This is a genomic window from Tritonibacter scottomollicae (assembly GCF_003003215.1).
Taxonomy (GTDB): Bacteria; Pseudomonadota; Alphaproteobacteria; order Rhodobacterales; family Rhodobacteraceae; genus Epibacterium; species Epibacterium scottomollicae.
Genome location: NZ_PVUF01000007.1, coordinates 1 through 23,993, shown reverse-complemented (window position 1 = coordinate 23,993; position 23,993 = coordinate 1). Strand labels below are relative to the sequence as shown.

The following is a 23,993-nucleotide window of genomic DNA, read 5'->3' as shown; positions in this document are numbered from 1 at the left end:
GCACCATGCCAGCACAGGCCGCCACCGGTCGGGATGCACGGGTCCAGAGACGATTGCCCCTGCCCTTGCATCAGGTCCGGGTGGACGCACATGTTGTGGGTGGTGTCTTGTCAGGGCGATTTTCGACTGCGTCGCGGACCATGTGGTGCACAAAGGGGATTTCCGGCATAAGAGCGGAAAACCTGCTTTTGTACTCAATAGTCTCGCGCGCGTCATCGCGGTTCTTCTCCGACAGGTGGGGCTATCCCGATCCCTGCCCGTTATTTCCTCTTCGACCTGGCCGGTTTCGGCCTCATCAAAGCAGGCACTCTTCTGCCTCGCAAAGTGCGAGACGAACTGGTCTGTCAGTCTGCCCCGGCGTTGGCCGGTCGGACAGGAGGACAAAAAATTTCATGTATGAACGCCAACAGATGCAGCGTTCGTTCATTTAGCATAAGGCCTGTGGATAGGTAATGACAATGGTCATTCTGCGCCGGACCGCTGCAAACACGATTTTACGATCTAGCTGCAAATTTCCAAGGCAAGGTTAACGGATGTCGCTGAATGACGTGCAACACTCATGACATCTATTATTTTACGTCAAACTGATGGCGCAGACGCCCGGCACCGCTGCTGGAAATGCCCCTGCGCATGCGTCACCGCGTCTTGCAACGTGCTGGCGAATGCCTGACCCAATTGCGGAAAGGGACGACCGGGTGGTCGCAGATCAGGGATCTGCACCGCAAAGCACCCTGCAGTGGCAGCGGCGGTCAGCCCGTGGTCGCTGTCTTCGAAGGCGGCGCAAAGCTTGGGGTCGAAGCCGAACCGGGCCGCAGCCTCCAGATAGGGTGCGGGATCGGGCTTGGTCGCACTCACCTCATCACCGCCGAGTACAAAACTGAAATGCGCCAGCAACCCCGCCCGCTTCAGATGGTGCCGTGCCCGGGCGCCGTCGGTGGAGGTCACAACTGCCATCTGCACGCCCTGCCCGCTCAACCCGGCCAGAGTATCCGCAACGGTTGGCTTGATCGGCACACCATCCGCCAGCCTCCGCTCGCAACTGCGCTCCCAGTGAGCAGAAATCGCGTCGAGGTCGGCTTCCGGCCCGCAGAACTCCGCCATGAGATGCTGGCTACGCCGGGCCGTCAGCCCGACGAGCGTGGTGAAAAAGGCCCGCATCTCTGCCGCGTCCCGCTGCACCAGCGGCGCGCAGTCAAGAAACCCCTCCATGGTCAGCCGCTCCGTATCCAGAAGCAGACCATCCATGTCAAAAAGATATGCGGCAGGCATGCGAGTCGTCCTCTTGTCAGCCCAGATAGTCGGAGCGCTGCAGGCCGTATTTGGCCATCTTCTCGTTCAGTGTCCGACGGGGCAGGCACAGCTCATCCATCACCGACGCGATGGAGCCCTTGTGACGGCGCATGGTATTGTCGATGAGCATGCGTTCGAACGCCTCGACATATTCCTTGAGCGGCTTGCCCTCCGTGGTCATCACCGGCTGCATATCCTCGTGGTCACTCATCAACAGCGACGCGATGGTGCCGGAGCCGCGACGCGATTGCAGCACCGCACGTTCCGCCACATTGATCAGCTGACGCACGTTGCCCGGCCAGGGCGCCTGCAGAAGCTGTGCAGCTTCCTGAGCGGTCACCTGTGGCGCGTCACACCCATATTCTTCGGAGAACTGTTCACTGAGACGGGTGAAAAGCGTCAGGATATCCTCGCCACGCTGGCGCAGCGGCGGCACTGTGATCCGCAGCGCGGCCAACCGGTAAAACAGATCGGCGCGCAGCACATCTTCTGACGTCTTGCCAGCTTCTTGCAGATTGGAAATCGCAATGATGCGGGTCTCGCCAGGAATGCCCTGTTCGTTGATGAAGCTCAGGAGCTTTGCCTGCAGCGGCTCGCTTAACGCCTCCACATCCTCAAGTACCAGCGTACCGCCGCGCGCTTCTTCAACCGCGGGCAGCATGCTGTCGTCAGGTTGCATCGGGCCGAACAGCCGCTTGGCCAACGCCTCTTCCTCAAGCGCCGCACAGGACACGAGAACAAATTTCTTGCCCGCCCGACTGCCGACAGCGTGCAGCGCGTGGGCCACAAGCGTCTTGCCTGTGCCGGTTTCGCCGTCGATCAAAACGTGGCCGTCCGCCTGGCCGAGATCAAGGATATCCTCGCGCAGTCGGTCCATCACAGGGCTGGTGCCGATCAGCTTCTTCATGATCTGGCCGCCATCGGACAGTTCACGGCGCAGCGCGCGGGTGTCCAGCGTCAGGCGACGCGCACCTGTGGCGCGCTTGGCCAGTTCCGACATGCGGTCTGGGTTGAACGGTTTTTCCAGAAAGTCGAAAGCGCCGACACGCATCGCCTCGACCGCCATCGGCACATCCCCGTGGCCAGTGATCATGATCACCGGCAAGGAGCTGTCGGAGCCCATCAGCTTTTTCAGGAATTGCATCCCGTCCATGCCCGGCATCTTGATGTCGGAAATCACGATCCCCGGATAATCCGGCCCGAGGGTCTTCAGCGCATCCTCCGCGCTGGCAAAAGTCTCGGTGTCATAACCGGACAATGCCAGCCATTGGCTGATCGACTGACGCATGTCCTGCTCGTCATCCACAATCGCAATTTTCATGGCCTGTGCCATAAGTTGCCCTCCACGTCGTGCCGCCTACTCAGCGGCCTCGATGCCGTCCACAAGGATCGGCAGTTGCATTTCAAACACCGCACCGCCCGCCTCTGCGTTGCGGGCCGTGAGGCGACCGCCTAGGTCGTTCACGATCCCCGAGGAGATAGCAAGCCCCAGACCAACCCCGTCACCGGGCTGCTTAGTGGTATAGAACGGCTCAAACAGACTGTCGAAATTCTGAATGCCATCGCCATTGTCCCGAACCGTGAGCGTCGCGGTCTCTCCGGCGGCGAGCAGAATCTCCACCTCCGGTTCCTCAACGGATTTGGTGGCATCCAGCGCATTGCGCAAGAGGTTCACCATAACCTGTTCCAATCTCATACGGTCTGCCATGACATAGACCGGTTCGTCCGGAAGTATACGGGTGATCTTTACATGGCGCTGACGCAGTTGCGGCTCCATCATCGACAGGCTGGAGGCCAGCGCATCGCCCATGTTTACTGGGCTGAAGGCGTCACCACCCTTGCGGGCGTAGGATTTCAACTGCCGTGTGATCGCGCCCATGCGCTCGATCAGGTCATCAATGCGGCCGAAGGAGGACAGCGCCTCTTCCGGGCGGTTGCGTTGCAGCAGCAACCGTGCCCCCGCGAGATAGGTCTTCATCGCGGCCAGAGGCTGGTTCAACTCGTGGCTGACGGCGGCGGACATCTCGCCCAAGGCGGCCAGTTTCGAGCTCTGCGCGAGGCTCTGTTCGGCCACCGCGAGGGTCTCTTGCACGCGTTCCCGTTCGGCGATTTCCCGCTGCAGGCGGGTGTTCAACACGCGAAGCTCCGCCGACTCGCGCTGGAACAATGCCATCCTCAGCGCCGTCTTGCGGCTCAGCGCATAGAAGGCCAGCGCCAGAAGGATCGCGAAGCCCATGATTTCGAGCGCAATCACCGCATTCACCTGCTCGCGGATCGAATCATAGGTGGTGTAGGACATCATCCGCCAGCCCTGAAACGGCACGCGGGTCTCCAGCCGCATCACCGCCTCGCCCTGCAGGTAGACATCGGTCGGCAGCGCGGTCCAATCCGCAGTGGCGCGAATGGCGCGCTGAATGGCGCCCTCGGGGGTCTGTTCCTTCAGCGCCTCGGCCTCGGACAGCCCGCGCCAGCGCGCCTCTGTCGCGAGCACCACGGTGCCAGTGCTGTCAGCCACCATGACGGCGTCGGAAATCCCGGCCCAGGCGCGTTCAAACTTCTGCAGATCCACCTCGACCATGATGACGCCGAGTGTCCCGCTGCTGTCCACCAGCCGCCGGGAGTAGGTGAACTGATATCCTCGCACCTCGCGGGGGATGACCGAAAACACAGTGGAATTGGACCGGATGGCCTCCACGAAATAGGGTGCGTTGCGGTAGGTTTCTCCCAGCCGAATACGGTCCGTCGCCGCCACCGTGCGCCCGTCGCGGTCCATCAACGTGATCGAGGCGGCGCCGATTTCGTCAACGAAAGATATCAGACGTTGGGTGGAGAGAGAGAAATCCTGGCTCTGTAGCGCAGAGATCAGCGCCTGATCCCGTGACAGCAGCTGCGGAACGATGGCGTGCCGGCGCAACTCACTCACAAGATTGCCTGAATAGAGCGCGAGACGCAGCTCAGCTCGGTTTCGGGTGGTTTCGGTAAAGCTGTGGGTCAGCGTCGTGTTGGTGAACCAGACAGTTGCCCCGGCAACAGCCATGAACACCACCAGCGCGATGCGGACTCGCCACGAAATCGTCCGGGAGCGCAAAGTGCGGGACTTGCTGTGGCGCGCGCGGGGCGCGGACGGCTTGGCGCCGGAGGTCTCCTCAGGGGCTGTCATGCTGCAACAGTAGGTTTACCGCCCCTGAGGCTCAAGTCAGGCGTCCGTCAGCAGGCCGGACAATGCGCGGAACATTGCCGTGCCATCAGTGCCGCCATGGCCTTCATCCGCTGCCCGTTCCGGGTGCGGCATCATGCCAAGAACGCGACGGTTTTCCGACAGGATGCCCGCGATATCGTCAATCGAACCATTGGGGTTGTCGACATAGGTAAAGGCAATGCGATCCTGATCTTTCAGCGCCTGAACGGTGGCGTCATCGGCGTAGTAGTTGCCGTCGTGATGGGCAATCGGCACTCCGATCACGTCCCCGGCGTTGTAGCCCTGAGTGAAGGCACTGTCAGAGGTTGCGACGGCCAGATCGACGGTTTTGCAAATGTACTTCAGACCTGCGTTGCGCAGCAGCGCCCCCGGCAGCACGCCGGTTTCGGTCAGAATCTGAAAGCCGTTGCACACACCCAGCGCATAGCCGCCCCGCTCGGCGTGGTCGACCACGGCCTTGCAGATCGGCGATTGTGCCGCAATGGCGCCGCAGCGCAGGTAGTCACCATAGGAGAACCCACCGGGAACGCCGACGATGTCGACACCCTCGGGCAGCTGGCTGTCCTTGTGCCAGACCATGGAGACGTCAAAACCGGCCTGTTCAAAGGCCACGGCCAGATCACGATCACAGTTGGATCCGGGGAAGACGACGACTGCGGCCTTCATCACTGGATCTCGACGCTGTAGGATTCAATCACGGTGTTGGCGAGCAGCTTTTCGCACATCTCGGTCACATCCGCCTCGGTGGCGCCCTCGGCCAGCTCCAGGTCGATCACCTTGCCCTGACGCACGCCTTCGACCTTATCAAAGCCAAGCGCGCCAAGCGCGTGAAGCACGGCCTCTCCTTGCGGATCGAGAACTCCGTTCTTCAGCATCACATGCACCCGTGCCTTCATCGCGTCTTTCCTCAAGTTCCTGCGGGCGGGAGCACAAGCGCCCTGCCCTGTTGCGCTATTGAAAAACCCGCAAGACCGACTGAGCAGACCTTGCGGGCGAAATCTCTTAGTTCACCAGCTGAGGCTTGCCCGGCGCTGGTGGGTTGTTCGGCATCACGCCCAGACGGCGGGCCACCTCGGTATAGGCATCGGTCAGGCTGCCCAGATCGCGGCGGAACACGTCCTTGTCGAGCTTCTGACCCGTCTTGATGTCCCACAGGCGGCAGCTGTCAGGGCTGATCTCGTCGGCGATCACAAGACGCTGGAAATCTCCGTCGTAAACGCGGCCGATTTCGATCTTGAAGTCTACCAGTCTGATGCCCACGGCCAGCATCACGCCGGACATGAAATCATTGACCCGCAGTGCCAGGCTCAGGATGTCGTCCATGTCCTGCTGGCTGGCCCAGCCAAAGGCGGCGATATGCTCCTCGGTGACCAGCGGGTCGCCAAGGTCGTCGTCCTTGTAGCAATATTCCACGATCGGACGGGGCAATTGCGTGCCCTCGTCGATGCCCAGGCGCTTGCTCAGGCTGCCGGCGGCATAGTTGCGCACGATGATTTCCAGCGGGATGATCTCGCAGGAGCGCACCAGCTGCTCGCGCATGTTCAGCCGTTTCAGGAAATGCGTCGGCACACCGATCTGCCCCAGACCCAGCATGAAGAATTCGCTCAGGATGTTGTTCAGGACACCCTTGCCCTCGATCACGTCGTGCTTTTCGGCATTGAAGGCCGTGGCGTCGTCCTTGAAGTATTGGACGATCGTACCCGGTTCGGGCCCTTCATAAAGAGTCTTTGCCTTGCCTTCGTAAATCTTCTTGCGCCGCGCCATGGAGAGCCTTTCGGTATGGACCACCGGGAATCTGCCCCGATCCGTAGCGTTCTCTTAGTGCAAGGGGGCACGTCCCGCAAGCGCGCCGCCAGTCGTGATCGGATTACCTGCCTAGACGTCTCCTCCCCGAGCAGGACGCGAGCGTCAAATATACGCAATTCAGCAGGGCTGGCCAAATTTGCAGCCATTCTCTCCCTTTGCGTTGACGCTTTCTTCAAGAACGCAGGCTAGGCTGACTTCAACCAGATACGGATGTCTGCGGATATCCGGCCTCCCGTGGTGGGACTCGGGGCTGCGGTTCCAGTGCACAGAATGGCACGCCGCACTCCTTGCCTAGATGTGAAAGCGATCCCGACCACTGATGTGGTAGACTGGCATACGGGGCCAGACACCGTTCAGCATCGGCCCCGGCATCGCTCACTGTGGGAAGGACCGAAAATGACAACCTTTGACGACCGAGAGAAGGCGTTCGAGTACAAATTTGCGCATGATGCCGAACTGAAGTTCAAGGCTGAGGCGCGCCGCAACAAGTTGCTTGGCCTCTGGGCTGCGGGTTTGTTGGGGCACCGGGATGAAGCGGCAGAAGCCTATGCCCAAACCGTCATCATCGCCGATCTGGAAGAACCTGGAGAGGAAGATGTTCTGGAAAAGCTGACCCGCGACCTTGAGGGCAAGGTTGATCGTGGCGCGATCCGGGAGAAGATGACGGCGCTCATGCTGCAGGTGGCGGAAGAAGTCTCCCCTACGGTTCCCTGACCCCGACGGACCCGCCCCAGAACACGGCACAGGGCATGTCCGTCTGACCCTGACCCGACAGATATCACGGTGGTACGCGACCGGCGATGTCTGCTCATCTGGCGGACGCTTGACATGACTTCACGCACCACGCGCAAACAGACCGTTGCAAACCTCCTGCGCGTGATTGCGCCGCTTGGCATCATGGTGGCCTGCCTGATAACGCTGGCGGGCCACGCGGATCTACCGGGCCTGCCGGAACTGATAACGCTGGTGCGGCAGGTTCCGCTGCCCAATTGGATTGGCGCGTTCGGAGCGACTGCGCTCAGCTTCTGGGCACTTGGACGGTATGATGCTGTCGCCCACCGGCATCTGCGCACCAACTTTGACGCTCCGGTGGCACGGCGCGCCGGCATGGCCTCGATCGCGTTTTCTCAGGCTGTCGGGTTTGGCTTGCTGTCGGGGTCCTTTGCCCGCTGGCGCTTGCTTTCGCCCTTGTCCCCGTTGCAGTCAGCTCAGCTGACTGCCTTTGTCGGGATCACCTTCATGACCGCATTGTCGGTGATCTGCGGACTTTCGCTGCTGTTGATCGCGCCATCCCTGGCGCTGCGCGGGCTGGGTCTTGGCATACTGATACTTGCGACCCTTGCCTGCGCATTGTGCTTCCTGCATCCGGAATGGCGGCTACGTGGACTAAGACTGCGCCCGCCGTCCCTACAAGCAATCCTCGCCCTTATGCTCTGGACGCTAATGGATGTCGGCTTTGCCGGGATCGCGCTTTGGTTCTTGCTGCCCTCGGGGCATGGGATCGAACTGGCCGCGCTGCTGCCTGCCTATTTTCTGGCGCTGGGGCTGGCAATAATCTCGTCCTCCCCCGGTGGCGCCGGCCCGCTGGAGCTGGCCATGCTGGCGCTGCTGCCGGGCGCGGAGCCTGCGGCGCTGGTTGCTGGATTGCTGGCCTTCCGCCTGGTCTATTATGCCATACCTGCGGCGCTCGCGGGGGCGCTGTTGCTTTGGCCTTCGCTGATGCGGCAAGGCCTGGCGGCTGAGCCAGAAGACGAGGAAGACTTGCTTGGCTCAGACGTCCGTCCTGCCGCCAGCCAGCCCTTTGACCGCCCGCAGGCGGAAACCGGGGTGATCTTGCAGAACGGCGGTCACGTCATGGCCTTTGGCCTCAATCAGGTGGCCATGCTGGACACGCCGCAGATCTCGGCCGTGTTGTTTGACCCAATAAGCGGGCGCAGGCCTGAAATCCCCGATGCGCTCAACCGCCATGCCCGCGCGCGCAATGCAGCCGCCTGCCTCTATAAATGCAGCGCGCGACTGGCAATCGCCGCCCGCCAACAAGGGTGGAAGGTGCTGCGCATTGCACAGGATGCCATTCTTGACCCATCAGAGTTCTCTGACAAAGGATCTTCCTTTCGCCAACTGAGACGCAAGCTCCGCAACGCTGAAAAGGCAGGCCTGCGGGTCGAACCTGCATGGAGCACCCTGCCCCTGCACGATATGGCCGAGGTCGATCACGCCTGGACCCGGCAACATGGCTGCGCACGTGGTACCACCATGGGGCAGTTCGAACCCGGGTATGTGGCGATTCAGATGACGTTTCTGGCGTGGCAGGAGGAACGTCTGATCGGGTTCATCACCTTTCACCGCGCGGCGGACGAGTGGTGTCTCGATTTGATGCGCCAGCTGCCGGGAGCGCCGGATGGCACCTGTCATGCGCTGCTGCGCGCCGCCATTGAGACGGCCCGAGATGCCGGTGTCACGCGTTTGTCGCTTGCCGCCGTGCCCGATCACAGGTTTGCAGACCGTTTCGACCGGGGCCTGCGGCAGTTCAAATCCTGCTTTGCCCCCAGCTGGCAACCCCGCTACATTGCGGCACCAACCTGGCCGCAATTGGCTCTCGCGCTGGCGGAGATGATCCGACTCGTCCATCGCCCGGCGCGCCCGGAGATCGAGATGCCGCAGCCGGACATGATCATGCGCGCACCTCATGTAGAACTTGACGAAAATGCAGTTGCGGGAAAACGCTCTGCGTGACAGATGAACCCATCCTGCAGAGGGCATGTGGCCCCTCGGCACTGACCTGGTAAGTGGATACCAAGATGAGCAATAGTTTCCTCGACCTCATGGAGAGCCGTGATGTGCTGCTGGCCGACGGGGCAACCGGCACCAACCTGTTCAACATGGGCCTGCAGTCCGGCGACGCGCCAGAGCTGTGGAACACCGATGAGCCGGAAAAGATCAAAGCGCTCTACAAGGGCTCTGTTGATGCGGGCAGCGATTTGTTCCTCACCAACAGTTTCGGCGGCACGGCCGCGCGTCTGAAACTGCATGATGCCCAAGGCCGGGTGCGTGAACTGAACCGCGTGGCCGCCGAGCTGGGCCGTGAGGTCGCCGACACCGCTGAGCGCAAAATCGCCGTTGCCGGGTCTGTGGGCCCCACTGGCGAGATCATGCAGCCCGTGGGCGAGATGAGCCATGCGCTGGCGGTAGAGATGTTCCACGAACAGGCCGACGCGCTGAAAGAAGGCGGCGTTGATGTGCTCTGGCTGGAGACGATCTCCGCGCCGGAGGAATTTGCCGCCGCCGCAGAGGCCTTCAAACTGGCCGACATGCCCTGGTGTGGCACCATGAGCTTTGACACCGCCGGGCGCACCATGATGGGGGTGACCTCCGCCGATCTGGCCAAGCTGGTCGAAGGCTACGAACAGCCGCCGCTGGCCTTTGGCGCCAACTGCGGCACCGGCGCGTCGGACATCCTGCGTACCGTTCTGGGCTTTGCCGCGCAGGGCACGGAGCGTCCGATCATCTCGAAGGGGAACGCGGGCATTCCGAAATACGTCGACGGCCACATCCACTATGACGGCACGCCAGAACTGATGGGCGAATACGCCGTGCTGGCGCGGGATTCTGGCGCCAAGATCATCGGCGGCTGCTGCGGCACCATGCCGGACCACCTGCGCAAGATGCGCGAGGCGCTCGACACGCGGCCCCGCGGCGAACAACGTCCCACGTTGGAGCGGATCGTCGAGGTGCTGGGCCCCTTCACCTCTGCCAATGATGGCACCGAAGAGGGCGCAAACGATGGCAGCGAGCGACGCAACCGCCGTGGTCGTCGGCGCAGCTGATCCAGCCGAATTTCGAACTCCCGAAAGGGTCGGACGCAAGTCCGGCCCTTATTTCTTGCCTGCCTGACCCACCAAACCGGACCTAGCCAAACAGGCTGAGCTGGTCGCCCGCCTGTGCCGGTTTGGCAAAGAGATCACTCCGCAGCGGCTCCGCCTTTTCAGCCAGCCCAAGCCGGGCACAGGCCAGTTTGAACCGGCGCGCAATCACCTCGGCATATTCGCCCTCGCCCCGCATGCGCTGCCCCCAACGCGGATCATAGTCACGGCCGCCATGCATCTCGCGCAGGCGGGCCATTACCTTCTCCGCCCGACCGGGCTCATGTTCCTGAAGCCAGTCCTGCCACAGCCCCGACACCTCGCGCGGAAGGCGCAGCATGATCCAGCTGGCCGCATCCGCCCCGGCCTCTACCCCGGCAGCGAGCAACGCCTCCAACTCGTGATCCGTCAGCCCCGGCACCAGGGGTGACGTCATGATCCGCACCGGAATGCCGGCATCACTCAACCGTTTGATCGTCGCCAAACGGCGCGCGGGCACCGGCACCCGCGGCTCCATCCGGCGCGACAGATCTGCATCCAGCGTGGTGACAGAGACGCCAACCCGGACCAGCCCACGGGCGGCCATGTCGGACAGGATGTCGATATCACGCTCGATCAAGGTGCCCTTGGTGACAATGGCCACCGGGTGGTTGAACTCCCGCAGCACCTCCAGACAGGCGCGCATGATGCCGTGATCCCGCTCACAAGGTTGATAGGGATCGGTGTTGGTGCCGATCGCCAGGGTCGCGACCTTGTAGCTGCGGGCAGACAGTTCCTTGCGCAGCACCTCCGGCGCGTTCGGCCGCGCCACAAGCCGAGTTTCGAAATCAAGCCCGGGTGAGAGCCCGAGATAGGCATGGCTGGGTCGCGCGAAACAATAGATGCAGCCGTGTTCGCACCCCCGGTAGGGATTGATCGAGCGGTCGAATGGCAGATCCGGCGAGCGGTTGTAGGAGATCAGGCTGCGGGCCATCTCGCAGCGAATCTCTGTCGCAACGGAGGTCACAGCCTCCTCCTGATGCCAGCCGTCGTCGACCTCTTCGCGCCCCAGATCGAAGCGTCCTGCCGCATTGCTAAGCGCAGCGCGCGATTTGCGACGTTTGAGATTTTGGGAACCATTGTCGTGCATAATGTTGATATGGCACACGAACCAGAACAAATAAAGAACAAACAAGGATAAGCGAACAAAATCATGCAAAACCGCCCCTAGAATCGCATCGCTTTCATCGGTTTGGTCGGTTCGAAACGCACCAGTGTCGCAATCGAAACAGTGCAGATCGTCGCATCTGTCACAAAACAATAAAGAACGGCCAAACCGGGCGCGCCCGTCAGCTAAGGAATACAGATATGTCGGAAGAAGAAGACATCATCCTCTCAGAACTCGATGACGAGGAACTGGTCCAACAGATGTATGACGACCTCTATGACGGTCTCAAGGAAGAGATCGAAGAGTCGGTAAATATCCTTCTGTCGCGCGGCTGGGCGCCCTACAAGATCCTCACCGAAGCACTCGTGGGCGGCATGACCATCGTGGGCGCCGACTTCCGCGATGGTATCCTGTTTGTGCCCGAAGTGCTGCTGGCCGCCAACGCCATGAAGGGCGGCATGTTCATCCTGAAACCGCTGCTGGCAGAGACCGGCGCGCCGCGCATGGGTTCCATGGTGATCGGCACGGTGAAAGGTGACATTCACGACATCGGCAAGAACCTCGTTTCCATGATGATGGAAGGCGCCGGGTTCGAGGTGGTCGACATCGGCATCAACAACCCGGTGGAAAACTACCTTGAGGCGCTTGAAGAACACCAGCCAGACATCCTCGGCATGTCCGCCCTGCTGACCACCACCATGCCCTATATGAAAGTCGTCATCGACACGATGATCGAACAGGGCAAGCGCGATGATTACATTGTGCTGGTCGGTGGCGCGCCGCTGAACGAGGAGTTCGGCAAGGCCATTGGCGCCGACGCCTATTGCCGCGATGCGGCCGTAGCCGTGGAAACCGCCAAGGAATACGTGGCGCGCAAGCACAACGCCATGACCGCCTGATATGTCTGCCGCGTCCCAGCGACGCGGCCGGGCGGCCCGGCTCACGCAACGGGCCGCCCTTCCCTTGCCCCGTGGCAAGACCCTGGATGCGCATAGCCTGTCGGAAGACGGCCTGGCCGCACCAGAACGCAAGACTGGACGCATCCTGCTGATCGCCTGTGGCGCGCTCGCGCGTGAGATCCTGGATATCAAGGCGCTCAACGGTCTCGATCACATGGATCTGACCTGCCTGCCGGCCAAGCTGCACCTCTACCCCGATCAGATCGTCACCCATGTGGAGGCCGCGGTAGAAACCCATCGTGCGGTCTATGACCAGATCTACGTGGTCTATGCCGATTGCGGCACCGGCGGCCTGCTGGAACAGAAATGCGCCGAACTGGGCGTGGAGATGGTCCCCGGCCCGCATTGCTATGCGTTCTTCGAAGGCAATGCGCAGTTTGCAGAGCGTACAGAAGCAGGCGAGATCACTGCCTTCTACCTGACCGATTTCCTGGTGAAACAGTTCGACGCCTTTATCTGGCGCCCGATGGGCCTCGACAAGAACCCCGAGCTGCGTGACATGATCTTTGGCAACTACACGACGCTGGTCTATCAGTCACAGGTCACCGACCCGCAGCTTGTGGAGAAAGCCCGCGTCTGCGCCGACCGCATGGGGCTGGCGTTTCAGCATCGCCACACCGGATACGGCGATCTGCAGAGCACGCTCACCAGCTGGGCGGCACAGCGATCTACTTCTGACTAGACTACTGTAGTAGGCATCACAGACGCCTTGCCCAAGACGCCGCAATGGCAACCAGGGTCATCGGACCTGCGCGGCGGCGGTTTCGCGAATACGCTCGATCATCGCGCGCAGCCCATTGGACCGCTGCGCGGAAAGATGATCGTTCAGGCCAAGGCGCTCCATCTCGGCGCGCGCATCAACCGCAAGAACCTCAGCCATGGTGAGACCGTTGTAGAGCTTGCGCAGCAGCGCGATCAGCCCCTTCACGATCATCGCATCGCTATCACCATCGAAGTAGAACTTTCCATCGCTGATCTGCGGATGCAGCCAGACCTGACTGGCACAGCCGTCCACCTTGGTTGCGGGCACTTTCAGCGCATCCTCCAGCGGTGGCATCGCCTTGCCCTGCTCGATTACATGACGATAGCGGTCTTCCCAATCCTCAAAAAACTCGAAGTCATCGACGATTTCCTCAAAGGCGGCGCTGGCCATGGCAATCCTCATCTCGCTGTGCAGGGGCAACAGATCGGACCTAGGCCAGCATCGAAGGGTTTTCAACCGCTTTTCAACGCCGCTTCAATCGGGTAGTCACATTTGCAAGTAACTCTCACTGCGGCAGGTATTCATGCGTATTACTCTCGGCGCCCTCTTGATTAGCACATTGGCCCTGTCGTCCTGCGGCGGCTGGCGTGACTCCCGCGTCAACCCGACAAACTGGTTCGGCAACTCTCGCGAGGCCCCGGTTGAGACCGACGAAAACCTCAACCCCCTGATTCCACAGGAAGAGGAAAGAGTGAACCTGCTCGGGCGCGGCGATGATGAAGAGGTCGACAACAGCCTGCCGATCGCGGTGATCAAGGACATGCGGATCGAGCGCACCTCGGTTGGTGCAATCCTCACGGTAGAAGGTGAAGCCGCCCGCAATGGCGCCTATGACGCGCAGCTGGTCCCTAGCATCACACAGGAACCGGGGCGGCTGGAATATACCTTCCGGGTGAACTACCCCAAGAACGCCACCTATCGTGGCACGCCAGCAACCCGCACCATTCGCGCCGCTGTCAGCCTGTCGAACCAGGATCTTGCAGGCGTGCGTGTGCTGCGGGTGATCGGTAAGGAAAACGCCCGCGAAACCCGGCGCTGACAAAGCTGAGCCCTGAACAATTCGATACAAAAAACGCGCCTCACTGGGCGCGTTTTTTTGTGATTTAAAGTGATATGAGCGTCAGATATTGACGACTTTGACCATCTGCCCCTTGGCAGCCAAGGCGATTTCACCGTTGCAAAGACGAAGCGCATCTGCACCAAACACTTCATGCCGCCATCCCTGAAGCGCCGGAACGTCCCGCTCTCCCGCGGCGATCGCATCAAGGTCCGACGAGGGGGCAATCAGCTTTGCCGCGACACCGGACGCCTCGGTCTTGGCCTTCAGCAGAACCCGCAGCAAGTCTGCCAATGCTCCGTTGATCTGCATCTTCTCGCGCGACCGATCCGGTTGCGGCATCTCGTCCTGCGGGCAGTTCACGCCGCGCGCCACGGCCTTCAGAATGCCCTCGGCGATCGCTCCTTTGCGCGCCTCACGCAACAACAGACGAGAGCCGCTCAGGTCAGACCCTGAACTGGGCTTCGTCGAGGCCAGCTCGACCAGCGCATCATCCTTGTAGACCCGGTTGCGCGGCACGTTGTTGCTCTGCGCATATTCTTCGCGGAAGGCTGCCAATTCGCGCACCACAGCCAGGAACCGACCGGAGTTGGTGCGGGTCTTGACCCGGCGCCACGCCTCTCTGGGCTGTACGTTATAGGTGGCCGGATCGGTCAGCACCTGCAGCTCTTCGGCAACCCAATGGCTGCGCCCCGTCTTGTCCAGCTCCTTGCGCAGGTGCTCGTAGATCTGGCGCAAATGGGTAACATCCGCGAGCGCATAGGTCTTTTGCGCATCGCTGAGCGGACGGCGCGACCAATCGGTAAAGCGCGAGGTCTTGTCCAGACCCTGCTTGCAGATCTTGCGCACCAGAGTTTCATAGCCCACCTGCTCGCCAAAGCCGCAGACCATGGCCGCGACCTGAGTGTCGAACAGAGGCTTTGGGAACACCTGCGCATCGACCCAGAAGATTTCCAGATCCTGACGCGCCGCGTGAAACACCTTGACCACATTCTCATTGCGGAACAGGTCGTAGAGCGGCTCCAGCGACAATTCTGCAGATAGCGGATCCACCAGAACGGCATCTGTTTCACCATCACCCGCAAAGGCGATCTGCAGCAGACAGAGTTTAGAATAATAGGTCCGTTCGCGCAGGAACTCGGTATCCACCGTCACGTAGGGATGCTTCGCGGCCTCTTCACAAAAGGCTCGCAGTTCGTCGGTGGTTGTAAGAGTTTTCATCAATAGCGTCTTTTTTAGGGTTTCTACCGCTCGGGCACCCCGTTGATACGACGACGACGCACCGGTTGCAAACACCTGTCTGCGACAAGACACCGTGCCGTGTCAGCTCAGCCGCAACATCGCGTGTTCCCCGCGCAAATAGCGCGCCAGAACTGCGGGATAGAGACGGTGTTCCTGGACCAGAACACGGGCCGCCAGATCCTCCGGCGTATCGCCAGGCAGCACCGGAACTTCCGCCTGCCCCAACAGGGGACCATCGTCTAGGCGCGGCGTGACCTCATGCACGGTACAGCCGTGACGGTCATCGCCAGCTTCCAACGCACGGGCGTGGGTATGAAGCCCTTTGTATTTTGGCAGCAGAGAGGGATGGATATTGAGCATCCGCCCCTCGAACTGGCTGACAAAGCCGGCGGTCAGAACACGCATGAATCCAGCCAGGCAAACCACATCGGCGCCCGCGTTCAGGATCGGCTTGACCAGCTCCGCCTCGAATGCGGCCCGATCCTTGCCAAAGGGGCGATGGTCAACCACAGCTGTGGCCACGCCCCGCTCTGCCGCCTTGGTCAGACCACCGGCATCCGCATTGTTCGATAGCACCAGACAGGGCCGGCCGGGGTGGTCGGGATCATTCAGCATGCTGTCGACGAGGGTCACCATGTTGGAGCCCCCGCCGGAAATCAGAATGGCGACGGTCTTCTTGTCGCTCACAGCAGCCCGCCTGTATAGCGCACGCCCTCTTCCGCGGTCACGGTGCCCAGACGGGAAACGCGCTCGCCCTCTCCCGCCAGCAGCTCAGTCAGCGCTTCAGCTCGGTCCGCCTTGACCACGAGGATCATGCCGATGCCGCAGTTGAAGGTCTTCAGCATCTCGGATTCTTCGATGCCGCCCGTTTCCGCAAGCCACTTGAAGACATCGGGAAGCTCCCACGCACCGAGATCGATATCGGCACCAAGCCCCTCAGGCAGGACGCGCGGCAAGTTCTCGGTCAGGCCACCGCCGGTGATATGCGCCAAGGCATTCACGCCACCAGCACGCACCGCGGCGAGCGATTGTTTGACATACAGCCGCGTCGGGGCCAGCAGCGCCTCGCCCAGCTTGCCCTCGCCAAACGGGCTGTCCGCGTCCCAGCCAAGGCCGGAGTATTTCACGATCTGGCGCACCAGCGAGTACCCGTTGGAATGCACCCCGTCGGAGCCAAGACCAAGCAGCACATCGCCTGCTTCGACACCAACTGGCAGCGCGCTGCCGCGCTCCATCGCGCCAACGGCAAAGCCTGCCAGATCGAAATCACCCTTGGGGTACATGCCCGGCATCTCGGCGGTCTCGCCGCCGATCAACGCACAGCCCGACCGCACGCAGCCCTCGGCGATGCCTTCGATGATTCGCGCCGCAACATCTGTTTCCAGCTTGCCGGTGGCAAAATAGTCGAGGAAGAACAGCGGCTCCGCGCCCTGACACACCAGATCATTGACGCACATGGCAACAAGGTCGATGCCGACGCCGTCCACATGGCCGGTGTCGATGGCGATGCGCAGCTTGGTGCCCACCCCGTCGGTGGCGCCCACGAGGATCGGATCCTCGTATCCGGCGGCCTTGAGATCGAACAGCGCGCCAAATCCACCCAGGCCGCTCATCACTCCGGGACGGTTGGTCCGTTTTGCAGCCGGTTTGATCCGGTCCACAAGTTCGTTGCCCGCATCAATGTCCACCCCTGCATCCGCATAGGTCAACCCGTTCTTGCCGCTGGTCATCGCTTGGCTCCTTCGCAATGGTTGACGAGCATTTAGCCTATAGGACGGGTGAAGGAAACTAGGGAATGCACCCCTCCCCCTGCACAAATCTGCACAATGGGAGGGGTATTTGATCGATCACTGCAAACTACAGCGATCAGGACGTCGGATCAGAGCCCGAACTGCCACGGTGCCTGATGGAAGGCATAGGCCGCACCATCCCGCACCACCCGCCCCAAACCGGGGAAATCCAGATGCATGCCAGTCACCAGAAGCTGGTCGGCCGCAGCCCGATCAAACATCGCCTTGCGGGTCTGGGCCGCCAGCGGCTGATCGGTGTCAAAGGGAATGGTCCAGTCCGGATTGGCGAACTGCAATGCGGTGCTGTGAACCACATCGCCCCAGATCAGCAATTGTTCATCACCCGCGTCCAGCATGAAGCCGCTGTGCCCCGGCGTGTGCCCCGGCAACGGCATGGCGGTAAAGCCGGGCGCAACCTCGACCTCGCCCGTGAACGGCTTTTTCCGGTCCGCATAGGGTGCCACCGCATCGCGTGCCATCTGGAAGAATCCACGGCTGCCCTCGTCGACCGATGCCATGATCGCATCATCGTACCAAAAGTCCCATTCGGTCTCGGCGACCACCAGCTCCGCATTAGGAAAGGCAGCACTGCCGTCCGCTGCGAGCAGACCTCCGGCATGGTCAGGATGCATATGGGTCAGCAGGATCGTCGAGATATCGCCGGCACCAACTCCGGTCGCCGCCAGCGCCGCCATCAGACCACCGAGATCCGGCCCCATCAGCTGTGCTGTGCCTGTATCGACCAGCGTATATTTGCCGCCGCGCTCGACCAGATAGCCGTTCACCGGGATCTCCAGCCCTTGAGCGCCTTCGCGATAAAAGCTGCCTTCCAGAGTCTCTTGCGCACGCGCCGCATCATATCCGGTGAACATCGTGGCCGGCACCGGAAGATGACCGTCAAGCAACGCCGTGATCGTGGCATCCCCCAAGCGGAATTGATGCAAGACAGGCGCCGGTCCGGCTGGGGCGGCCTGCGCCATTGTGGAAAGCGTCGGCAGCGCCAGCGATGCGGTGCCAACACCAAGGGTTTTCAACAACGTTCGGCGAGAAAAAGTCATAAGTGGCTCCGATATCCTGATTGGCGCTGATTGCGCATGATTGGGAAATAGGCGTTTTTGCTGGTGCCCCACAGCCAGCATCATCTAATAGGGGTTATTAGCATCTCTGATAGGGAAATTCATGGATCGTTTGTCGCTTCTGGAAACGCTGATTGTGGCCCTCGACGAAGGCAGCCTGAACCGGGCCGCGCAACGTCGTGACATGACGCAATCGGCCATCAGCCAGCAGATCAAGCAGCTGGAAAGCCTGATCGGTCATCAGCTGCTGCACCGCACCGCACAAGGGGTGCGGGCGACGCGATCCGGCGAGCTTATCTATGCTCACGCCCAAGGGCTGCTGAGCGGATTTGACCGGATGACTGCTGAGCTCGATCAGCTGAACGACAGTTTTTCCGGTGACTTCCGGGTGAGTGTGAACAGTTTCCTCGGGCGCCATTTGATCGGTCCGATGCTGCTCGACCTGGATCGGGATCATGACGACCTGAACATCATTGTCCGCGTTGAGGACCGGCTGGTGGACGTGGTGCGAGAGAATTACGACCTTGCCATCCGCACCGGACGGCTTGGAGAGACAGATGGCGTTGGCCGTCGCATTGCCACAATGGAAACCGTCCTGCTGGCGACACCCGCCTATCTGGACAGCATGGGCAGGCCCGAGCACCCGGAAGATCTGAAGCGTCTCAAATTCATCCAGCACCATGAAGAACAGACCAAAGGGTTCTTTCCGCTGACCCGCGACGGCACCGAAGTCCTTGCGCCGGTTCGCGTCGGCTTTACCGCCGATGACCCGGATCTGATCCAGCATGCCGTTACGAACGGGGCGGGCTATTCCAGGGTGCCGCTGTTCTTTGTTCAGGACATGCTGGCCGAGGGAGTGTTTGAGCAAGTTCTGCCCGGTTGGTCGGCGCCGCAAAAGGACATTTTTGCCGTCTACCCGTCGCGCCATGGTGTCGACAGGCGTCGGGATCTGGTGATCGACGGGATTGTTGCGCGCCTCGACGACATCCACCGCAAGCGCCCTGCCCCGCACCTCCATGCCGTCACCGGATAGCGCCGCATAAGACACAAGCGCGCGACCTGCCCCCTGGACCCAAGGACGGCGCGGACAGAGTGCCGGCGGGCCTGAGTGCAGAAGCGCAAATGCGGCAAATTTCTTGCACGGGACGGATTGCGAGGCCTGTGGAACGACTCTATAAACCAGCCTGTGGGAGATTAGCTCAGCGGTTAGAGCAGAGCGCTCATAACGCTTTGGTCCAGAGTTCGAATCTCTGATCTCCCACCACCGCCCCTTCCAGTGTCATCCGGCATTCAGGCGTTGCGCCCTGCGACACAACCGGCCCCTGTCTGACGTGGCGCGATCAAAGCGCGATCACGATGTCCGCCTGCAGTCCGCCCAGCTCTTCGCTGGTGCCCAGACGCAGCGTTCCACCATGAGCGCGCGCGATATCCGCCACGATTGCCAGACCGAGCCCGACACCTGTGCCACGATCCTGATTGCGAGAAGGATCGAGCCGGGTAAAGGGGCGAATTGCGTCACCGCGCAGCTCGGCAGGGATACCGGGACCATCGTCCTCCACCCGGATGCGCAGGGATTTCTGCAGAACAGCCACCGAGATCCGCGCCCGCGTGCCGTAGCGCACCGCGTTAGAGATCAGGTTGTCCACCGCCCGCCGCACAGCAGCCGCGCGCAGGGGGATCATACGATTTCCCACAGCCTCGACCAGATGCACGGTCTTTCCCTGCCGGGTCCAGCTTTGCACCGCTTCCTCAACCAGCGCGCAGGGATCGGTTTCTTCCATTGCACTGGTCGTCACCCCGCGTGAGAAGTCGAGGAAGGCGTCCACCATATCCTCCATCTCCTTCACGTCCTGCAGCATTGGCTCTGCCTCCTCCTCATCCAGCATGGCAAGACTGAGCTTCAGCCGGGTCAGAGGGGTCCGCAGATCATGGCTGACCCCTGACAGCATGAGCGTCCGCTGCTCGATTTGCCGATCAATCCGCGCCCGCATGTCGATGAAAGCCGCGCCTGCGGCCCGCACCTCGGTGGCGCCGCGCGGTTGATAGGGGATCATACGGCCCACACCAAAGGCCTGCGCCGCATCGGCCAGCCGCTTGATCGGGCGCAGCTGGTTACGCATATATGCCATTGCGATAATCACCAGCATGAACCCAAAGACCGCCATGGTGACGATCAACTGGTGCGGCGCGGCGGCCGTCACGCGGCGCCGGCTGAATTCAAGCTCCACCATTCCAAGGTCGCTCTCCATGACCATGCGGACCGGCCGCGACCGCGGCAGCTGGATCGACTGGAACCGGGGCAAGCCGATAGTGAAGGCCTCCCGCACTACCCGGCCCGAGAAATCCTCGAATGGGATTTCATCACCCGGCACTGCCTCCGTCGGGTCCAGAAAACGCAGCCCGACATTCAGCGGCGCCAGCACTGGCGTCAGGCGCGTCAACGCCTCTTCCTGCGTCGCTGAGAGCTGGATCTGATCCTCTATCAGCAGGAACTCCCGCACCATGGTCTGCGACATCTGCTTTGTAATGTCCTCAAGATCGCGCCGGATAAAGGCGAAGGACACCACAAGCTGCAACACCACCACTGGCATCAGCAGGATCAGTGCAGCACGGCCATAAATCCCCGTAGGGAGCTTGGGCAGATAGTGTTTGAGACGAAAGAGCTTCATAACTAAGCCTAGAGCGGAGCAGATAAGACAGAACAGCGCCCCTCAAGGAGGAACGTCATGAGCAGATCGCAAGCCAAAGATGGGTTCAACCCAAAACCCGGTTTACCAGAAACAATCGCTCCGGGTGTTACCCGCATTCTTGCCCCCAATCCCTCGCCGATGACGTTCCGAGGCACCAATACCTACCTGATTGGCGAAGACGATCTGGCCGTGATCGACCCGGGCCCCGCCTCAGAGGCGCATCTCTCGGCGATCCTCTCCGCCTGCGGGCCGCGACGGCGCATTTCGCATATCCTAGTGACGCACAGCCATCTGGATCACTCCCCTCTCGCGGCACAGCTGCGTGCCAAGACCGGAGCGCCTGTTTTCGCCTTCGGCACCGCGGATGCGGGACGCAGTGCGATCATGCAGGATCTGGCCGCGCGCGGGTTGGCAGGCGGCGGTGAAGGGATAGATCAGACTTTTGACTGCGACCACCGCCTTGCTGACGGCGCGATGCTGACAGGGCCGGACTGGCAATTGGAGGCGATCCACACCCCGGGTCACATCGGCAATCACCTGTGTTTTGCGCTTGGTGACATCTTGTTCTCGGGCGACCATGTCATGGGCTGGGCCAGCTCTCTGGTGTCGCCACCGGACGGAGATCTGACGGATTTCATGTTGTCCTGCTACAAGCTACAACAGCGCGAGTGGTCGCAATTCCTGCCGGGGCACGGAGCGCCAATTCTCGATCCACATGACCGCCTCGTCTGGCTCATCACCCATCGCCGGCAACGCGAGACCGCCATCCTTGACCGGTTGCGCGAGGCCCCCTGCACGGCTGCCGACCTCACCCTTGCGATCTACACTGACACGCCGGCTGCTTTGCTTCCTGCTGCCGAACGCAATGTGCTTTCTCATCTGGTGGATCTTACACAGCGCGGCGCGGTCCACCCGATCAACGACCTGTCGGAAACAGCAACCTTCGCCATCAAAAGTTGATTTTTTTATCTTGGGGTCGTTTTCGCTCTGGACGCCCGAAAACGACCCCGTTATACGAGCGCCACACTCCGGCGTAGCTCAGCGGTAGAGCAGTTGACTGTTAATCAATTGGTCGTAGGTTCGATCCCTACCGCCGGAGCCAATTCACCACCTAAGCCCCTGATAATCAAGGAATAGGCTAAATTTGGCAAATACAGTGTCACACAGCACTGTAGCACAAGTTCCTGAAATGCGGGTCGCTCGTCTCCAAGCCTGGAGGCCGCATCTTGGCAACCACCCCTTACCTCCTGCAACGCGGCTCCACCTGGAGCTGGCGTCGGCGCGTGCCTGAGTTTTCCACAAAAACCCGACATTGGCAGCTGTCTCTGCGCACCACGGACCGGTCGATCGCGTGTATCATCGCACGCAGATTGAACTACGAGTGCGACCGGATGCTGGATGCAATCACCGATAAAAAGCTGCCCCCCGCCCAGGCCAAGGCCTGGCTGACCTCGGTTGTGCGCAGCGAGCTTGACCGCATCGAGCGCCAGCGCATGATCAGCCGGATGGACCCGGTGGGCTCATCCGAAGAAGACCAGCGTCTCGATTGGGCGACGGCGCGCGCCTGGTCTCACCTGGCGAGCAAGGGACTGCATCCGGAGCTCTCCGCTCACGACCGACGCACCGTACTCAACGAAGGTTCGAGTGAGACAGACATCGCGTCGCTGGAGACGATGCTTGGCATCCTGTCGCGCGACGTGCTGTCCGAGGCGGGCGTCAACAAGATGCGTCGCGCCGCGCGGGACAGCATTCAGACGGCTACAGGCGAGACCTTAAATCCTGCGGCCGAAACGGTTCTCTATCTACGGCAACTGCTCCTGGCCGGAAAGGCCGCGGCTTGGTCCGCATTTGACAGTCGAGAAGATCCGAGCCTTGAACAAGCGCGCGCCCTTGCGCGGGAAATCCTCGACGGCGCGGCTGCCGAGAACACCGAATCCCGAGAGCCCCTTCACATCTCCGGGGAAACCACACTGATCGAAGCACCTGTCCCGCCTCAAGTCCCTACCCAAAGGCCCGCGTTCAGTTTCGATCCGGACATTGTCGCACTCGTTGAGCGCATCAACGCCGAGAAGGACCGCGAGCATATCAAGGAAGACACCAGAAAGCAGCTTTCATCGCAGGCGCACCTGTTCATCAAGGCTACGGGCGTCACCGACGTTCGGGGTATCACGCAGGGCCATCTCAAGTTCTACAAGTCGGTACTGCAACGCCTTCCGACGAGCTACGGGAAAAGCCCGAAGGACGCGGAGAGAACCATCGATGAGCTTCTGGCACGCGCCGAGGATCTTCCCGAAAAGAAGGTCGGGCTCTCGCCGCGCACGATCAACGGCCACCTTGACCGGTTCAAGCTCATCTTCCAGTTCGCCAAAAGCGAAAGCATCCCGATTTCGGACTCGATCGAGCTCGGTTTGCTCCGCGTCCGGGAGGACAAGCGCAACCGCGACAAGCGCGAAGCCTTCACCCTGCCGGAACTCCAGCGGGTCTTCCGTCACCCGATCTGGACGGGGTGCAGGTCAACGTCGCGGCGCCATGAGCGCGGCAACATCGTAAAGGCGGATGGGCTCTACTGGGGGCCTATCCTGGCTGGTTACAGCGGCGCCCGGCGGGAGGAAGTTCTCGGCCTGGAACCCAGTGATGTCGTGTCCGTCGACGGCATTCCCTGCTACCACATCCGCGACAACATGCACCGAGGGGTCAAGACCTTCAGCTCGGAGCGCCTGGTTCCCATTCACGCGCATCTGATAGAACTGGGCTTTATAAGGCATGTCGACGACATGCGCATGCGCGGTGCCACGGCCCTCTTCCCCGAATTGATCGCGACAAATGATAGCCAGTCCTTCGGTGACAAGATCTATTACAACTGGGCGAAGGCGCTGGTGCTGCAGCTGGACGGCAACCCGAGGGAGCTCTGTGGAGTGCCCCCACTGAAGTGGTCCACCTTTTGGGATAGGAATATCCCGTTTTCAGGAGGACGACGAGATGTCAGGCAAACGAGAGAAGCCCGAGGACATCGTGCTGAAGCTGCGACAGGTTGAGGTGCTGCAAGGACAAGGGAGCTCGGTTCAGGAAGCCGTTCGGCAAATCGGTGTGACGGTTCAGACTTACTACCGG

General features: G+C 61.2%; 22 protein-coding genes, 2 tRNA genes and 1 pseudogene. 12 read left to right on the top strand and 13 right to left on the bottom strand.

Translation table 11 applies throughout. From position 1 onward, the window contains the following. Positions 1-579: 579 nt before the first annotated feature. The 6 genes from CLV89_RS12255 to purC form a co-directional block, all read right to left on the bottom strand. Positions 580-1,269: an HAD family hydrolase gene (locus CLV89_RS12255; RefSeq protein ID WP_106163965.1), complete on the bottom strand. Its 690-nt coding sequence runs from the start codon at positions 1,267-1,269 to the stop codon at positions 580-582. A 16-nt stretch (positions 1,270-1,285) separates the two neighbouring features. Continuing rightward, positions 1,286-2,623: a sigma-54-dependent transcriptional regulator gene (locus CLV89_RS12250; RefSeq protein WP_106163964.1), complete on the bottom strand. Its 1,338-nt coding sequence runs from the start codon at positions 2,621-2,623 to the stop codon at positions 1,286-1,288. Between the two features lie 24 nt (positions 2,624-2,647). Then, on the bottom strand, positions 2,648-4,450 hold the full coding sequence (locus tag CLV89_RS12245) for a sensor histidine kinase (protein WP_106163963.1): 1,803 nt from the start codon (positions 4,448-4,450) through the stop codon (positions 2,648-2,650). A 36-nt stretch (positions 4,451-4,486) separates the two neighbouring features. Next, positions 4,487-5,155, bottom strand: a complete 669-nt coding sequence (purQ, locus tag CLV89_RS12240; protein ID WP_106163962.1) for a phosphoribosylformylglycinamidine synthase subunit PurQ — start codon at positions 5,153-5,155, stop codon at positions 4,487-4,489. Continuing rightward, a complete protein-coding gene (gene purS, locus CLV89_RS12235) occupies positions 5,155-5,385 on the bottom strand; it encodes a phosphoribosylformylglycinamidine synthase subunit PurS (RefSeq protein WP_106163961.1) in 231 nt (76 codons plus the stop codon). Before purS ends, purQ begins: the two co-directional genes overlap by 1 nt. A 106-nt stretch (positions 5,386-5,491) precedes the next feature. Beyond that, positions 5,492-6,253: a phosphoribosylaminoimidazolesuccinocarboxamide synthase gene (purC, locus tag CLV89_RS12230; protein WP_106163960.1), complete on the bottom strand. Its 762-nt coding sequence runs from the start codon at positions 6,251-6,253 to the stop codon at positions 5,492-5,494. Positions 6,254-6,691: 438 nt separating this feature from the next. Between purC and CLV89_RS12225 the strand changes: the two genes are divergently transcribed. The 3 genes from CLV89_RS12225 to bmt all read left to right on the top strand — a co-directional run bounded on the left by CLV89_RS12225 (position 6,692) and on the right by bmt (position 10,122). After that, positions 6,692-7,009 carry a DUF1476 domain-containing protein gene (locus CLV89_RS12225; RefSeq protein ID WP_106163959.1) on the top strand — a complete coding sequence of 106 codons (318 nt, stop codon included), beginning with the start codon at positions 6,692-6,694 and terminating at the stop codon, positions 7,007-7,009. Positions 7,010-7,123: 114 nt separating this feature from the next. Further along, positions 7,124-9,031 (top strand): phosphatidylglycerol lysyltransferase domain-containing protein, encoded by a 1,908-nt coding sequence (locus CLV89_RS12220; protein WP_106163958.1) that lies wholly within the window; start codon positions 7,124-7,126, stop codon positions 9,029-9,031. A 65-nt stretch (positions 9,032-9,096) separates the two neighbouring features. Beyond that, the gene (gene bmt / locus CLV89_RS12215) at positions 9,097-10,122 is read left to right on the top strand and encodes a betaine--homocysteine S-methyltransferase (protein WP_106163957.1); all 1,026 of its coding nucleotides are present in this window, start codon (positions 9,097-9,099) and stop codon (positions 10,120-10,122) included. An 82-nt stretch (positions 10,123-10,204) separates the two neighbouring features. Here the strand turns inward: bmt and CLV89_RS12210 are convergent, their stop codons facing one another. After that, positions 10,205-11,287: a PA0069 family radical SAM protein gene (locus CLV89_RS12210; protein WP_106164119.1), complete on the bottom strand. Its 1,083-nt coding sequence runs from the start codon at positions 11,285-11,287 to the stop codon at positions 10,205-10,207. Positions 11,288-11,505: 218 nt separating this feature from the next. On the opposite strand from CLV89_RS12210, the gene CLV89_RS12205 reads away from it, so the two are divergent. Both CLV89_RS12205 and CLV89_RS12200 read left to right on the top strand, forming a co-directional pair. Beyond that, positions 11,506-12,204, top strand: a complete 699-nt coding sequence (locus tag CLV89_RS12205; RefSeq protein ID WP_106163956.1) for a corrinoid protein — start codon at positions 11,506-11,508, stop codon at positions 12,202-12,204. 1 nt (position 12,205) lies between these two features. Then, on the top strand, positions 12,206-12,946 hold the full coding sequence (locus tag CLV89_RS12200) for a DUF1638 domain-containing protein (RefSeq protein WP_106163955.1): 741 nt from the start codon (positions 12,206-12,208) through the stop codon (positions 12,944-12,946). 57 nt (positions 12,947-13,003) lie between these two features. On the opposite strand, the gene CLV89_RS12195 is transcribed toward CLV89_RS12200, so the two are convergent. Next, positions 13,004-13,417 carry a SufE family protein gene (locus CLV89_RS12195; protein WP_106163954.1) on the bottom strand — a complete coding sequence of 138 codons (414 nt, stop codon included), beginning with the start codon at positions 13,415-13,417 and terminating at the stop codon, positions 13,004-13,006. 133 nt (positions 13,418-13,550) lie between these two features. On the opposite strand from CLV89_RS12195, the gene CLV89_RS12190 reads away from it, so the two are divergent. Continuing rightward, complete coding sequence (locus tag CLV89_RS12190; protein WP_106163953.1) at positions 13,551-14,066, top strand: hypothetical protein; 516 nt, start codon at positions 13,551-13,553, stop codon at positions 14,064-14,066. A gap of 81 nt (positions 14,067-14,147) precedes the next feature. Here the strand turns inward: CLV89_RS12190 and rnd are convergent, their stop codons facing one another. The 4 genes from rnd to rmmL all read right to left on the bottom strand — a co-directional run bounded on the left by rnd (position 14,148) and on the right by rmmL (position 18,174). After that, entirely contained in the window at positions 14,148-15,305 is a 1,158-nt protein-coding gene (rnd, locus tag CLV89_RS12185) for a ribonuclease D (protein WP_106163952.1), read from the bottom strand. 102 nt (positions 15,306-15,407) lie between these two features. Further along, on the bottom strand, positions 15,408-16,013 hold the full coding sequence (gene purN / locus CLV89_RS12180) for a phosphoribosylglycinamide formyltransferase (RefSeq protein ID WP_106163951.1): 606 nt from the start codon (positions 16,011-16,013) through the stop codon (positions 15,408-15,410). Then, complete coding sequence (gene purM, locus CLV89_RS12175; RefSeq protein ID WP_106163950.1) at positions 16,010-17,056, bottom strand: phosphoribosylformylglycinamidine cyclo-ligase; 1,047 nt, start codon at positions 17,054-17,056, stop codon at positions 16,010-16,012. The genes purN and purM overlap by 4 nt, the downstream gene beginning before the upstream one ends. Before the next feature lie 149 nt (positions 17,057-17,205). Beyond that, positions 17,206-18,174 (bottom strand): quorum-quenching N-acyl-homoserine lactonase RmmL, encoded by a 969-nt coding sequence (gene rmmL / locus CLV89_RS12170; RefSeq protein WP_106163949.1) that lies wholly within the window; start codon positions 18,172-18,174, stop codon positions 17,206-17,208. Positions 18,175-18,295: 121 nt separating this feature from the next. On the opposite strand from rmmL, the gene CLV89_RS12165 reads away from it, so the two are divergent. Together CLV89_RS12165 and CLV89_RS12160 are read left to right on the top strand one after the other, a co-directional pair. After that, positions 18,296-19,225: a LysR family transcriptional regulator gene (locus CLV89_RS12165; RefSeq protein WP_106163948.1), complete on the top strand. Its 930-nt coding sequence runs from the start codon at positions 18,296-18,298 to the stop codon at positions 19,223-19,225. A gap of 155 nt (positions 19,226-19,380) precedes the next feature. Next, positions 19,381-19,456: transfer RNA gene (locus tag CLV89_RS12160), tRNA-Ile, on the top strand. A 76-nt stretch (positions 19,457-19,532) separates the two neighbouring features. Here CLV89_RS12160 and CLV89_RS12155 read toward each other — a convergent pair. After that, entirely contained in the window at positions 19,533-20,861 is a 1,329-nt protein-coding gene (locus CLV89_RS12155) for an ATP-binding protein (protein WP_106163947.1), read from the bottom strand. 57 nt (positions 20,862-20,918) lie between these two features. Here CLV89_RS12155 and CLV89_RS12150 point away from each other — a divergent pair, with 57 nt between their 5' ends. The 4 genes and pseudogenes from CLV89_RS12150 to CLV89_RS22920 all read left to right on the top strand — a co-directional run. Further along, on the top strand, positions 20,919-21,842 hold the full coding sequence (locus tag CLV89_RS12150; RefSeq protein WP_106163946.1) for an MBL fold metallo-hydrolase: 924 nt from the start codon (positions 20,919-20,921) through the stop codon (positions 21,840-21,842). A gap of 67 nt (positions 21,843-21,909) precedes the next feature. Then, positions 21,910-21,984 (top strand) — tRNA-Asn (locus CLV89_RS12145). A 124-nt stretch (positions 21,985-22,108) separates the two neighbouring features. Then, the gene (locus CLV89_RS12140) at positions 22,109-23,917 is read left to right on the top strand and encodes a DUF6538 domain-containing protein (RefSeq protein WP_106163945.1); all 1,809 of its coding nucleotides are present in this window, start codon (positions 22,109-22,111) and stop codon (positions 23,915-23,917) included. Continuing rightward, a pseudogene (locus CLV89_RS22920) lies at positions 23,862-23,993 on the top strand (IS3 family transposase); the annotation flags it as partial. The gene CLV89_RS12140 and the pseudogene CLV89_RS22920, both read left to right, overlap by 56 nt.

Excerpts from the sequence above, each read along its gene's own strand:
- CLV89_RS12200 (WP_106163955.1), top strand. The coding sequence starts at position 12,206 with ATGTCTGCCGCGTCCCAGCGACGCGGCCGGGCGGCCCGGCTCACGCAA.
- CLV89_RS12150 (WP_106163946.1), top strand. The coding sequence starts at position 20,919 with ATGAGCAGATCGCAAGCCAAAGATGGGTTCAACCCAAAACCCGGTTTA.
- CLV89_RS12205 (WP_106163956.1), top strand. The coding sequence starts at position 11,506 with ATGTCGGAAGAAGAAGACATCATCCTCTCAGAACTCGATGACGAGGAA.
- purM (WP_106163950.1), bottom strand. The coding sequence starts at position 17,056 with ATGACCAGCGGCAAGAACGGGTTGACCTATGCGGATGCAGGGGTGGAC.
- CLV89_RS12190 (WP_106163953.1), top strand. The coding sequence starts at position 13,551 with ATGCGTATTACTCTCGGCGCCCTCTTGATTAGCACATTGGCCCTGTCG.
- purQ (WP_106163962.1), bottom strand. The coding sequence starts at position 5,155 with ATGAAGGCCGCAGTCGTCGTCTTCCCCGGATCCAACTGTGATCGTGAT.
- CLV89_RS12220 (WP_106163958.1), top strand. The coding sequence starts at position 7,124 with ATGACTTCACGCACCACGCGCAAACAGACCGTTGCAAACCTCCTGCGC.
- CLV89_RS12225 (WP_106163959.1), top strand. The coding sequence starts at position 6,692 with ATGACAACCTTTGACGACCGAGAGAAGGCGTTCGAGTACAAATTTGCG.
- CLV89_RS12195 (WP_106163954.1), bottom strand. The coding sequence starts at position 13,417 with ATGGCCAGCGCCGCCTTTGAGGAAATCGTCGATGACTTCGAGTTTTTT.
- rnd (WP_106163952.1), bottom strand. The coding sequence starts at position 15,305 with ATGAAAACTCTTACAACCACCGACGAACTGCGAGCCTTTTGTGAAGAG.
- purC (WP_106163960.1), bottom strand. The coding sequence starts at position 6,253 with ATGGCGCGGCGCAAGAAGATTTACGAAGGCAAGGCAAAGACTCTTTAT.
- CLV89_RS12155 (WP_106163947.1), bottom strand. The coding sequence starts at position 20,861 with ATGAAGCTCTTTCGTCTCAAACACTATCTGCCCAAGCTCCCTACGGGG.
- purS (WP_106163961.1), bottom strand. The coding sequence starts at position 5,385 with ATGAAGGCACGGGTGCATGTGATGCTGAAGAACGGAGTTCTCGATCCG.
- CLV89_RS12210 (WP_106164119.1), bottom strand. The coding sequence starts at position 11,287 with ATGCACGACAATGGTTCCCAAAATCTCAAACGTCGCAAATCGCGCGCT.
- CLV89_RS12250 (WP_106163964.1), bottom strand. The coding sequence starts at position 2,623 with ATGGCACAGGCCATGAAAATTGCGATTGTGGATGACGAGCAGGACATG.
- rmmL (WP_106163949.1), bottom strand. The coding sequence starts at position 18,174 with ATGACTTTTTCTCGCCGAACGTTGTTGAAAACCCTTGGTGTTGGCACC.
- CLV89_RS12255 (WP_106163965.1), bottom strand. The coding sequence starts at position 1,269 with ATGCCTGCCGCATATCTTTTTGACATGGATGGTCTGCTTCTGGATACG.
- bmt (WP_106163957.1), top strand. The coding sequence starts at position 9,097 with ATGAGCAATAGTTTCCTCGACCTCATGGAGAGCCGTGATGTGCTGCTG.
- CLV89_RS12165 (WP_106163948.1), top strand. The coding sequence starts at position 18,296 with ATGGATCGTTTGTCGCTTCTGGAAACGCTGATTGTGGCCCTCGACGAA.
- CLV89_RS12245 (WP_106163963.1), bottom strand. The coding sequence starts at position 4,450 with ATGACAGCCCCTGAGGAGACCTCCGGCGCCAAGCCGTCCGCGCCCCGC.